Consider the following 12,823-nt stretch of genomic DNA (forward strand, 5'->3'; position numbering starts at 1 on the left):
GTTTTGTGATGGTTAAATTCCATCTTCCCTAGACATCGGGGATAATGTATGTCTCACATTTCAAAGGATGGCAACCTTTGGGATGCAAGCATGAGATAAAAGCAGGTAACACTAAACCTCATCCTGCAAACAGAGTTAGATATGATTACGAGAGGAACCTATGTTTGAATTGTCGTCAAAGCATAGTATGCGAAAAGAGGTTGAACTACGCATAGACCAAAATGGTACGAAGCAAAAGGGGAACTAAAGATGGAAGACTTTAGTTATTGATGTTCCCAGCTTCCGGCAAATAGTAGGAATCTAAGTTTAACGTGAAACGAAGCTATGGAACGGAGTAACCACATAAAAGCTCTTATATTCATTAAATATAAGTAGGTAGCCAACCACAAGCTGCTATGTGGAAGAAGAAGCTAATGCCCAAAGTAATATCTGGGATATGCAGACGTAAACACTTTAATTTGGAAGGTAAAGTGGTGAATAGTAGTGAATATGTTATGGACCAGCAAAAAGCTAGGTATGAATGGAATGGAATTCCTTGGCGAAAGCTGAAGAAATCTTCATTTAAGCTACAAAAACGAATTTACCAAGCTTCTAAATGTAATGACATCAAAAAGATGCATAATCTTCAAAAATTATTGCTCAAATCAACAAGTGCAAAAACACTCGCTGTTAGGAAAGTAACACAGGACAATAGGGGGAAGAAGACTGCAGGTATTGATGGAAAGGCTAATCTTAATCAAAAAGAAAGATTACAACTATCATATTCTTTAGATATAAAAGAAAAAGCAAAGCCATCAAGACGCGTCTGAATCCCAAAACCTGGTAAGCCATCGGAGCATCGCCCGCTTGGTATACCTACTATATCACAAACACTTGTAAAAATGGCTTTAGAACCAGAATGGGAGGCAAAACTTGAGCCAAACACTTATGGTTTTAGACCTGGTAGATCATGTCATGATGCAATTGAAGCCATATTTGATGTGCTAAAACAGAAAACAGCATATGTATTAGATGCTGATATTTCTGGATGTTTTGACAATATTAACCATAATAAACTGCTTGAAAACCACACCAACGTTAAAGAAAATCATAAGAAGATGGTTAAGGGCAGGCGTTATGGAAGATGGAAAGTTTCAATCCACAAAACGTGGTACAATTCAAGGAGGCACCGTTGCTAGCTTGTGTTGCATTACACGGATTAGAGCAACATATCAAAAAAGCATTAACAAACGAACTCTTTCAATGCATGAAAAGAAAATATGGTAGGATATCGCATAAAAACGCGCAAAAGTCTATTAGTGTAATTTTCTACTGTGATGATTTTGTCATCATACATGAAAACGAAGAGATTATTCTTAAAGCAAAAATTTTAGTTGAAGAATGGTTAGAAACCATTGGACTAAAATTAAAGCCCTCTAAAACAAGAATTTCTCATACATTAAGAACCATTGACGAAACAAAACCAGGATTTGATTTTCTTGGATTTTCAATAAGACAATATCCAACAAAAGAAAGTAAAAAAGGTTACACATTATTAATAAAACCAAGTCGTAATTCTATAAAGCAGCATACATTTGCTATTAAACATAAACTTAGAGAAATGCGTGGGGCGCCACAGGAAGTAATAATAAGGAATCTCAATCCAATAAACAGAGGATGGAGTCAATATTACTCTTCGGTAGTTTCATGTAAAATCTTTAGCTCATTGGATAATACTATACATAGAAAGCTCTGGAAGTGGGCAGTCTTTAGGCACCCAAACAAAGGGAAATGCTGGATAAAAAGAAAATACTTTAAAAAGTATAATAACGATAACTGGAGTTTTATGACAAGTAACAAGATACATCTTATTATACACAGCGATCATGATATTAAACGACATATCAAAGTGCAAAAAACCAGATCTCCATATGATGGTGATTGGATATATTGGGGTAAACGTCTGAGAAAAATACCAGATAAGCCATTAAGAGTAATAAAACTATTGAAGTTACAACAAAGTAAATGTGATAATTGTAGACTATGGTTTAAAAGTGATGATACAATAGAAATACATCACAAAGACCGGAATAGACGAAACAATATGATCAAAAACTTATCTTTGTTACATGGACATTGTCACGATGAATTATACAGGAGGTGTGCATGAAAAGCACCAAATTGGAGAGAAGCCGTATGAGGCGCAAAGTCTCACGTACGGTTTTGAAGCTTACTATTACCCACAAATAAAAACATAGTATTGTATTTACTCAAATAATTTAATTTTATTAACCTGAAAGCTTATTAGATTAAAATTATTAAACTAAGAGTTATAATTTTAGCAACTAAAAGCTGTAAATTGCACCATATAAACAGTTATTTCAAGCAAAAGTTATGCCATTAAGAGCTATGCAACAAACATTTATATTTGTGGGTAATAGTAAGGTTTTGAAGCTTACTATTACCCACAAGTATAAAATTCATGAGCAAGTTTCCATCCTTCTGCTAAATCAAAGAGACGTTTCCATCCCTTCCACAAAGCTATAGGGCCTGGTTCTAAGTCATTTTTGCGAGCTAAAAACCCTCCTAACTTGGCCACCCACCTCACAATTTCTCTTATAGGTGGTGGTGTCTCAGGATAGTTTTTTGTCTTAAGCATTTTGGTATATAAAACCTTCCATTCGTCGTCAGTCAGTATGAAAGTGCAAGAAAGATTTGGATTTGTTCTAGCTACTAGTGTGATAAAAAATATTCTCCATGCAATTATACTCATTATTGTAAGAAAGCGGATTAATCTATCTGCTGCTTGGAGCCTACATTCTTCAACTTTAAGACCAGATTTCAAAATTTTATGAAAAACCTCTATTCTCCATCTTAAGCAATACCATTGTATTTTTTCTACTGCTTCTTCAAAATTATTAATATTTATATTTGTCAACAAAATCCAGTTCACAGGCTCTTCGCCAAATGGGGGGTATTTTTCTATAGCATAGACAGCATTTAAACTTAAATTAGGAAGTTTTTGGGTTTTACGTCTAGCGTTATTTTTTGATGCATTCATCACAAAGTTGCTAAACTTTACTTCTAAAACTGTTGTTCTTTGAGGTTTATCATTGCGAGCAGGAATATTCACTTGTATTTCTCCTTGACAAGACATGCGATTCATCAGATCCCACAACCTTTCACCACCTTTTTCAGAATAAGTCGACTTCTTATTTATTGTTCTGTTTTGATTTCCTCTTACTACAAAAAGAGATTGATTAGTGGAAGCAACTTCAAATAAATCATACATATCTGCTTCTCTGTCACAGACGGTAACTACCTTGATATCCTTTAATCCAGGATGATTAGTAGAATATTTAAGTGATTCTATCCACCGTATGCTTTCTTTCTCTTCTATGGGAACAGCAGTATTATGGCTTCTTCTTTTCAACTCTTTTAGGTCTTCAGCTAAGGAGGGTCTAGTACTAATTTTTTGATCCAATAATCCTATAGGCAGTCCTTCTGTTGTAACTGCAAATGTTGTATGCGTCACTAATCCATGGGTTTTAAAATTAGTTGTTTCAGATTTTAACCTTGCTGCTATAATCCCTAATCCTTTAGTCTTTTTATGATTTTTATATGAAATATAACTCGTATCTTGGATAGCTAAAATAGTTGAATATTCTTTATCTCTTTCAACAGTTTTAATTATATGACTGTATAATATCTTTCTTTCAGAAACGGCATCATTTTGGAAAAATCTATAAGCTGCTTTACTTTGATGCCAATCTTCACAAGCTTGATTTATTGAACGTTCAGGCGATTCAGCAAGACTATTAACTATTTTTAAAAGCCTCCTACTTAATCTTATATCACCAAAATCAACAATTCCAAATTCACTTTCTGCCCATTCGCCAGTTGAAGTATTTATAGTTCTTTTCATCATATATTCCATTTTTAGACCATAGATCCATTTATAATAGAAAGTTGAATTAGTAAAATATCAGCTTTTTTACTATTTATATACTTATGGGTAATAGTAAGGTTTTGAAGCTTACTATTACCCACAAATATAAATGTTTGTTGCATAGCTCTTAATGGCATAACTTTTGCTTGAAATAACTGTTTATATGGTGCAATTTACAGCTTTTAGTTGCTAAAATTATAACTCTTAGTTTAATAATTTTAATCTAATAAGCTTTCAGGTTAATAAAATTAAATTATTTGAGTAAATACAATACTATGTTTTTATTTGTGGGTAATAGTAAGGTTTTGAAGCTTACTATTACCCACAAATATAAATGTTTGTTGCATAGCTCTTAATGGCATAACTTTTGCTTGAAATAACTGTTTATATGGTGCAATTTACAGCTTTTAGTTGCTAAAATTATAACTCTTAGTTTAATAATTTTAATCTAATAAGCTTTCAGGTTAATAAAATTAAATTATTTGAGTAAATACAATACTATGTTTTTATTTGTGGGTAATAGTAAGGTGTTAGCGGGATCTAGAGATACCGCGAATGAATCGCGGTATGACGGTTAATTTTCTTTATTTTGCTTATAATTTCCACAAGCAGTGCAAACATAAATGAAGAATACAAATATCCTTTTGGTAATTCTATATGAAATCCATGAAGTATGAGGTACACACCGACAAGTAAAATAAATAAAATGGCGATTATTTTTAACCCTGGGTTAGATTTGATTAACTGGGCGGTATAACTTGATAAAAACAGCATTGCTAGCATGGAAAATGTAAATGCTGTAGCAATTATTACCATGTTATAAGTTAGTGCTATAGCAGTTAATATCGAATCAACCGAAAAAACTAAATCTATTAATATAATTTGTAGCACAACTAAAAAAAATTTTGATTTAACGTTTGCTTTCTTTTTATTTTTCTTACATACAAAGATGTCATCCCGTAACTCCATAGAGCTCTTAACAATAAGGAATAATCCCCCTGCGATCATAAGTAAATCCCTTGCTGATGCAGTGTGAAATATAGGTTTTTGCATTGATAATATAGATGATGTAAAAAATAGTATTACAAAACGCATTAATAGTGCTAATCCAAGGCCCATAAGGCGCACTCTTTCTCTCAGCGCATTTGGTACCTTATCTATTGCTAGAGAAATAAAGATTAAATTGTCTACACTAAGTATAGTTTCAAGTAGTGTAAGTGTCAGTAAAGTCCAAGCATCAGTTAGCATTTTTGTTTCAAATTCGGTTCTTCTTACTCTACAATAGATGTGTAAAAATTAAGTGACTTCACTCAGAAGTTTTATAGCAGTTCTCCAGAAAAACAGGATATATAAAGTTCAGCAGCTTCTTCTATTTTCGTTTTTGAGCAAAATCAATAATAAGAGAGTTTCTTATTTTCATGCACGCAAATAAGATAAAGCCTTATTTTCATTTTTGACTTTATTTGAAAATAATATATACTATAAAAATAGTGTGCTCGGTTGAATGAATGTATATTAAAGGATCACCATCAGGCAAAGTATTCCCTGGTTATCAGGCATTTATACCAAGCCCCTTGCCACCAAAATTTGAATGGGACAATGATTTAGTTAATAGTCTTTAAACCCTTACTTTACTATAAGGAAAGTGGTTGAAAACTTAGGTGTCGTATTTACAACAGCCCAAAGAGCAATCGTAAAGCTTGAAGATTTAGGCATCGTTTCACAAACTTCTCAAGGAAAGAGAGATCGGGTTTATTGTGCAACTGATATTTTGAATATTCTAGAAGAACCAACTAAGATTACAGAGAACTTCGATAGCACATTGTAGCTATTGTGATGAATAAATTCAGCAAACAGCAAGCTTAAAGAGTCTGATCCAATGGACATGCTGAACAAAAAGTAAGGAGCTCCTTTTGGAGGATTATATTAACTTATTAATTAATTGCTTGACTTTTAGCAGGATTTATTATATTATTTATTAATGAGTAATGCAATCAAACCAAGGAGGATAGCATGATAAATAATTTGGATTCAATAATTCTTGGAATAAAAGATGGTGAAAAGGCGATTGAAGATTTAAGGGTTGTTCTTAAAAAAAGAAAAGAAGAAGTTATTACTACACAGACATTTAATTACGCTTTACGATGCCCAAAAACTACAAAGGAAGCGATAGTACACGAAATTCTGCTTCATTTTATACAAAATCCTGGCGAGCAATCACTAGAACAAGTGATACAATGCTTAGATAGAGCAATACAATCTGGGATATATGCAAAAAACAACCCAATAAGAAATCTAGATGAAGAATTTCGTACTCATATAAACTTTAAAGATGAAGAGGGAAATACATTACTACATCATGCAGTTATAGGTAATAAAACTGAAGAAATAACCACCCTTCTTGTTACATATAGTGCAAATCCTTTGATACAAAACGCGGATAATAAAATTCCTTCAGATTTAGCTCAAGGAAAAACAAAAGAAGTGCTTATTAAAAGTATGAAAAAACAAGCTCATACGAAAAAAGAAAGCGCTATGATAGGCAGTTTAGTGCCTGGCATAATGATTGGTGGTTTTCTTGGTGTTGTACTTGGAGCTGGTGTGTATGTTGCAGTAAGTCTTTCTGGTGGTATGATACTAGGTGTAATGATAGCATCTGTTCTTGTTGCTAGTATAGCTGTTGGGCTGGCCATGTATTTTTTGAGTCAAGACTATGAACAGGCTAAAGCGATAGAAAAAACTATTAGCACTGTTAGCTCTGTTAGCTCTGAAATATCTGTTGGTGCTGCAAATGGTAAAAATGATAAAGAAGGGCAACAACTTACATAGAAAAAGCTATAGTATTTTTCAAACTAAATAATAAACCTTGTAATTAGGATATTCTGGATTCCAGCGTCACGCGCTGGAATGACAACTGCGTTTTTTGTTTTTTTGTCATCAAATACTCCTACTCTTTATGTCATCCAAGTGTCCTGACTACTTGGATCCAAGAAATTTAATTGTTTTAAATTTTTCCCTCTATACACCTATTTAAAATTTATGTTATCCACATGTGCAATATAATCTATAATAACGTTTATCAATACAATATATTAAAAAATATTATGAGCTTCGTAAAAGAAAAAAACACCCCTGTGATGGAGCAGTATTTGAACCTGAAAGCTCAATACAAGGATCATCTGCTATTTTATAGGCTAGGAGATTTTTATGAGTTGTTTTTCGATGATGCTATTAAAGCTGCGAAATTGCTGAATATAGTGCTCACTAAGAGAGGTAATTCGTGTGGGCAAGAAATACCAATGTGTGGAGTGCCAGCACACAGTAGTGAGTCTTACCTGCACAAGCTAATAGATTTAGGATTCAAAGTAGCAATCTGTGACCAATTAGAAACTGCTGATGAAGCAAAAAAGAGGAGCTATAAATCCATAGTAAAACGTGATGTAGTGCGAGTTGTAACTCCAGGTACAATTATAGAAGATTCACTACTGGAGGATAAAAGCAATAATTATCTCGCATCCATAGTTGAACAAAATGACGAATATGCTATTAGTTGGCTTGAATTATCGACGGGAAAATTTTTTCACACTTTAACGAGTTTGAAAGCTCTAGATAGTGATTTATTGCGTATATCACCAAGAGAATTATTAATTTCTGAAAAATTCATTGAGGACGAAAAAATTAGATCGATTTTAAAAAATTATAAAATATCAATTACACAACACGTACAGAGTTTTTTTGAGTATAGTAAATCTCACAGAACGTTATGCGAGTTTTATAAAATCAGGGAACTTGGGAGTATAGGAAATTTCAGCAAAGTAGAAATCATGGCGTGCGGTGCACTGCTTGAATATGTCAGAGTAACACAAAGGGGCTCCATTCCAAGGCTTGAATTCCCGAAAACCTATAAGCAACAAAATTTCATGCTTATTGATGCTTCAGCAAGGAGAAATCTTGAGTTATTCTCAACTCAATTTGGTGAAAAGAAAGGTTCACTAATTTCAGTTATTGATCACACAGTTACAGCTTCTGGTGGACGCCTGCTCAAACAAATGCTCGCTTCACCACTTGCTTGCTCCAAGGCAATCAATTTGAGGCTCAGCACCGCTCAATTTTTTGTAAATAATCATGATTCACGCAAAAAAATACGAGAGATATTATCTAACATTCCAGATATTGAAAGGTCTTTATCGCGCTTAATACTAGGGCGTGGTTCACCAAAGGATATGAACCTATTAAAAATAGGCCTAGGAAAAACTTTAGAGTTGTCTGAGTTTCTGTCTACCTTGCATAATTATTGTTTAAGTGAAAAATCAGAAATTAACTCTCAGATGTCATTCCAGTGCTTGACCGGAGAAAAGGAACCAGTGTCTACTACTCAGGTGATAAGTAGTGACGAGAGTGAACTCAGCACAATACATAAGAGCCTTGGCAATCATAAAGACCTATTTGAACTGTTAAATAGTGCTATACTCGATAATAACCTCAGTTCCGTGAAAGAAGGAGGATTTATTCACTCAAAATACAACTCAGAATTATCTGAGTTATCCTACATATTAAATAATAGTAATAAACTAATAACCAAACTCCGTGAATCTTATCGCGACCTAACTGGCATTGCCGCACTCAAAATATTACACAACAACATACTTGGTTATTACGTTGAAGTGTCGGCAAATCACAAAATAACTTCGGATATATTTATTCATAGGCAAAGCTTAGCAAATAGCATGCGCTACACTACTAATGAATTGAAAGAACTAGAAAATAAAATTCTTACGGCACGTGATGCTGCAATCGGCTTAGAAATGAAAATTTTTAGTGAACTGTGTAGTGAAGTTGCTAAAGAGTCTGAAAAAATTGCTCTTGCTGCAAATGCTTTGGCAAAACTTGATATTAGAACCGCATTTGCAGAGCTTGCAGTGCAAAATAATTACGTAAAACCCATTATTGATGACAGCAAAGAGTTCAATATCTGTAGCGGAAGACATCTAGTGGTTGAAGTTAACGATAAATTCATTGCAAATAGCATCAATTTAGCTGGTATACATCTAATTACTGGTCCTAATATGGCTGGAAAAAGCACTTTCTTGAGGCAAAACGCTCTCATTGCAATTTTAGCTCACATGGGGTCATTTGTGCCAGCAGAGAGTGCACATATTGGAGTGATTGACAAGATATTCAGCAGGGTTGGCGCAACGGATAATATAACAGCTGGTTATTCTACCTTCATGGTAGAGATGATCGAAACAGCAACGATAGTAAATCAGGCAACGGACCGTTCCTTGGTGATACTTGATGAAATTGGTAGGGGCACAGGGGTGTATGATGGATTATCTATTGCACAGGCGGTGATTGAACATATTCACAATGTAAATAAGTGCCGCGCCATTTTTGCAACTCATTATCATGAATTAACTAAAGTAAGCAAATACTTGAAGAACGTGAAATGTTTTTGTGTAAAAATAAAAGAGTGGAACGGAGAGGTTATCTTTCTACATGAAGTAATTGAAGGCATTGCAGATGAGTCATATGGAATACATGTAGCAAAACTTGCTGGTTTTCCTGATTCTGTTTTAAATAGAGCAAGTGAAGTGTTTGAGGAGCTGAAGGCTTGAATCATTATTATAAGTGAAGAATTACCTATACAATCGTGGTAGTAGCTATAGAAACGAAAAACTTACTTGACACCCTTCGCCAGCGCCCTTATCATGATAGTGAAGCTATTGTATTTGCTTTCGCCAATCTGCAGATTAAAAGGTAAGGATTACTTAATGTATCGGCGTCTTATGTTCAATTTTTTGCAGTATATAGATACTGTATGTCTTTACAAAACTTCATCTACATCTAGATTTTTATCTAAATAAGCTGAACGCGCTTATAAAGCGTTACAAGACATCAAAAAATGCCAATACTCGACAGAGATAGTAAAAGACTAGCTAACTCGGGGATTCTTTGTCTTTTTTTCTGCTTAGTAAATTTCTTAAACATTTGCAGCGTAAGTTAGTTGCAACTAAAAGCAGCTTAATCTTGCTTGTCAAGCGTTTAAAACATAAAAAACGCCAATATTTTAAAGCGGATAATAACCCCAGGGCTTCTTTTGCCTTTTTTTTTATTCGGTAAATTTCTTAATATTTATAGCTAAACGACAATCGTCATCCCGCAGCGGGATCTAGAGATACCGCGGCGGTATGACGTAGGACTGCTGTCATCCCAGTGCTCCTTTTTTTGTCATCCCAGTCTGGGATCTATTTTGCATGTAACTCCAATTGTGTTTTGGCATAAAACGCGACGCGTATTAGACTTATTTGCAAGCAAAGCTTGCTAGATCCAAGTAGTCAGGGCACTGGGATGACAGGAGAAGGAAGCACTGGGATTGGGATGGAAAAGGCTATTTGTGTGATGCCAATGAGTGATAGAAAGTTCTGCAAGAAGTCATTAATTGCAAAAATTTAATATAAGTGGTAAAGTAGAACCACTGAATAAAAAACATATGTTAATTAATACAACGTCGGAGCTGGAGGACATATGTGAGGGGTTGATAGCAAAAAAGCCAAAATTTATAGCAGTTGACACGGAGTTCATTAGAAATAATTTAATCTACTACCCAAAATTATCGTTAATTCAAATTTCTTACGGAGAGAAGAGTTTTATTGTAGACGCATTAGTGCCAGAAATTGATTTATCATTCATTAAGAAAATAATGCTAAATCAGGGGATAACCAAAGTGTTTCATAGCTGCCGGCAGGATATAGAATCCTTACTCACTGTGTTTAAATGTATTCCCACTCCCATTTTTGATACCCAAGTTGCTGCTATGTTTTGTCATTATTATCATGACTTTATTGGTTACTCAAAAGTAGTGGAGCAATATCAAGGAATAGCACTGGATAAAATTAAAGCTAAAAATTCAGATTGGTTAAGGCGTCCGTTGTCCGAAGATCAGTTAGATTATGCAGTAAACGACGTGGTACACCTATATGACCTATACCAAATATTGTGCAATAAACTTGAAGAAAATAATAGGATGGGTTGGTTTCAAGAGGAGATGGAATCAATAGTTGATATAAATAAGTATTTACATAGCCCAAAAGATGCATGGAAGAGGATTAAATTTAATTATGAAGTAAATCCAAGATTGATACTAACTGTTAAAGCAGTTAGTGAGTGGCAAGAAACCTTAGCACAGCGCTATAATATGAACCGTAATAAAATAATCAATAATGCTGTAATAGCTGGTTTTATTGAAAAAAATATAGAGCATGTTGATGAGATTTTAGATGATCTCAAGAGGAATGCAAAAAATATAAAAGATGCGGATTTACTAGAGTTTGTGAATATTTTTAATGAAAATGAGAGAAATTGGATGCAGCAAAACAACACCTTATCGAGTAATTATGACAAATCTGTACTTGATATACTCTCAATTATTTTAGATAGTAAATGTAAAGAAAGTAACATATCAAGGGAATTAGTTTCTTCAAAAGATGAGTTAACCGGGTCAATATCTGGACAGACAGATAAATTATTCAAGGGATGGAGATATGATTTTTTTGGCAGGTCAGTTGAATCATTTTTGAACACAAGCTCAAAATTTGAGATTTCAGCAGTGAAATCCGCAAATAATATAACCAAAATTCAGAGTAATTTAGTGGAGAATAACTGTTGCTAAAGTAACTTAAATTTATCGACAATCGTCATCCCGCTACGTGTTAGTGGCTAAGAGATACCGCGGCGGTATGACGGTTAAGTAGGGTGTCATCCCAGTGCCTTGACTACTTCGATCCAGGAAAATTGATTGTGCACTATACAACATAAAAGCTGGATTCCAGACTGGAATGATACCACCTACAAATTGCAATGTTCGTATAGTTATGTGCTTGACACTGGGATCTAGAAAATCTAGTTAATATATATAGAGAAACCTTAGCTATAGTTTCGAAAGAAGTCTAATGTGTTTTTGTTATATGATTATAGGTCTAACAGGCGGAATTGGGGTAGGAAAGAGCTTTGTAACTAATTGCTTTCAAGAGTTTGGTGCTGCTGTATTTGATGCTGATTCTGTTGTACACCAACTTTATAAAGTGGATAAAAGCATAATAAGTTATGCAGAGAAAAATTTTCCTGGAGTGGTAGTAAATGGTGAAATAGATAGAACAGTACTGTCTAAATATTTCTTAGCCTACGATGAAAATTGGAAACAATTTCAATCTTTGGTTCACTCTGCTGTGCTGCGTGAATTAGAATTTTTTATTGCCAAGGAAAAAAAGATCGATAGAAAACTTTTAGTTTTAGATGTGCCACTTCTATTAGAAACAAAATTTTATTTATATTGCGACCTTATTGTTTTTGTTCATGCAGATAGCATTGTGCAAGCTCAAAGACTTAACGAACGCAACATAGATAAAGAAAAGCTTAATCTAATCTCCGATGTTCAGTTATCTATTGAGGAGAAAAGGAAGATGAGTGACTTTATTATCGATACCAGTGTAAGCAAAGAGTATGTTTTTTCTCAAGTAAAAGATATAGTGGATTCATTAAACCTAAACACGTAGCTCTACGTCATACCGCCGCGGTATCTCTAGATCCCGCTAACAAGCAGCGGGATGACGGTTGTCAGGATCCCAGCAGCCTCCCTCCCCTGTCATCCAAGTAGCCCCCTATGGTGTCATCCCAGTGCCCAGACACTGGGATCCAGGAAAATTGATTGTGCACTATAGCAACATTTTTGATCAAAAACTGGATTCCAGTGTCAAGCACTGGAATGACACCCTTCCGATGGGAACTGCTCTCAAACTACAACAGCGTGAGTAGCTATAGAAGCTTTAATGATACAAGAAAAAATAAACAGCTATCATTTTTTTAGTAATTAAGTAAAATAGAGTGAAAGATTGCGAG

The 12,823-nt window shown here is 34.3% G+C and carries 10 protein-coding genes; 8 read left to right on the plus strand and 2 right to left on the minus strand.

The annotated features are described in order from the left end of the window. Window positions 1-473 precede the first annotated feature (473 nt). From OPR50_RS06300 to OPR50_RS06310, 3 genes are read left to right on the plus strand one after another with little or no spacing between them, the layout of a single operon-like run. On the plus strand, window positions 474-809 hold the full coding sequence (locus OPR50_RS06300) for a reverse transcriptase N-terminal domain-containing protein (protein WP_209473178.1): 336 nt from the start codon (window positions 474-476) through the stop codon (window positions 807-809). A gap of 51 nt (window positions 810-860) precedes the next feature. Continuing rightward, window positions 861-1,178: a reverse transcriptase/maturase family protein gene (locus OPR50_RS06305; protein ID WP_256437793.1), complete on the plus strand. Its 318-nt coding sequence runs from the start codon at window positions 861-863 to the stop codon at window positions 1,176-1,178. Next, the gene (locus OPR50_RS06310) at window positions 1,172-2,149 is read left to right on the plus strand and encodes a group II intron maturase-specific domain-containing protein (protein ID WP_265023958.1); all 978 of its coding nucleotides are present in this window, start codon (window positions 1,172-1,174) and stop codon (window positions 2,147-2,149) included. The genes OPR50_RS06305 and OPR50_RS06310 overlap by 7 nt, the downstream gene beginning before the upstream one ends. A 291-nt stretch (window positions 2,150-2,440) precedes the next feature. Here OPR50_RS06310 and OPR50_RS06315 read toward each other — a convergent pair whose 3' ends face one another. Then, window positions 2,441-3,907 (minus strand): IS4 family transposase, encoded by a 1,467-nt coding sequence (locus OPR50_RS06315; protein WP_265024328.1) that lies wholly within the window; start codon window positions 3,905-3,907, stop codon window positions 2,441-2,443. 561 nt (window positions 3,908-4,468) lie between these two features. After that, window positions 4,469-5,176 carry a TerC family protein gene (locus tag OPR50_RS06320; RefSeq protein WP_038199715.1) on the minus strand — a complete coding sequence of 236 codons (708 nt, stop codon included), beginning with the start codon at window positions 5,174-5,176 and terminating at the stop codon, window positions 4,469-4,471. 397 nt (window positions 5,177-5,573) lie between these two features. On the opposite strand from OPR50_RS06320, the gene OPR50_RS06325 reads away from it, so the two are divergent. From OPR50_RS06325 to coaE, 5 genes are all read left to right on the plus strand, one after another. Further along, window positions 5,574-5,756 carry a hypothetical protein gene (locus OPR50_RS06325; protein WP_006279522.1) on the plus strand — a complete coding sequence of 61 codons (183 nt, stop codon included), beginning with the start codon at window positions 5,574-5,576 and terminating at the stop codon, window positions 5,754-5,756. Window positions 5,757-5,941: 185 nt separating this feature from the next. Then, window positions 5,942-6,757, plus strand: a complete 816-nt coding sequence (locus tag OPR50_RS06330; protein ID WP_264339309.1) for an ankyrin repeat domain-containing protein — start codon at window positions 5,942-5,944, stop codon at window positions 6,755-6,757. A 275-nt stretch (window positions 6,758-7,032) separates the two neighbouring features. Further along, window positions 7,033-9,543, plus strand: coding sequence for a DNA mismatch repair protein MutS (gene mutS / locus OPR50_RS06335; protein WP_265024329.1), 2,511 nt, complete (start codon window positions 7,033-7,035; stop codon window positions 9,541-9,543). An 875-nt stretch (window positions 9,544-10,418) separates the two neighbouring features. Then, the gene (locus tag OPR50_RS06340) at window positions 10,419-11,597 is read left to right on the plus strand and encodes a ribonuclease D (protein WP_265024330.1); all 1,179 of its coding nucleotides are present in this window, start codon (window positions 10,419-10,421) and stop codon (window positions 11,595-11,597) included. A gap of 295 nt (window positions 11,598-11,892) precedes the next feature. After that, window positions 11,893-12,480 carry a dephospho-CoA kinase gene (gene coaE / locus OPR50_RS06345; RefSeq protein WP_265023959.1) on the plus strand — a complete coding sequence of 196 codons (588 nt, stop codon included), beginning with the start codon at window positions 11,893-11,895 and terminating at the stop codon, window positions 12,478-12,480. Window positions 12,481-12,823: the final 343 nt, after the last annotated feature.

It is taken from the genome of Wolbachia endosymbiont (group A) of Epagoge grotiana, from assembly GCF_947251775.1.
GTDB lineage: Bacteria > Pseudomonadota > Alphaproteobacteria > Rickettsiales > Anaplasmataceae > Wolbachia > Wolbachia pipientis.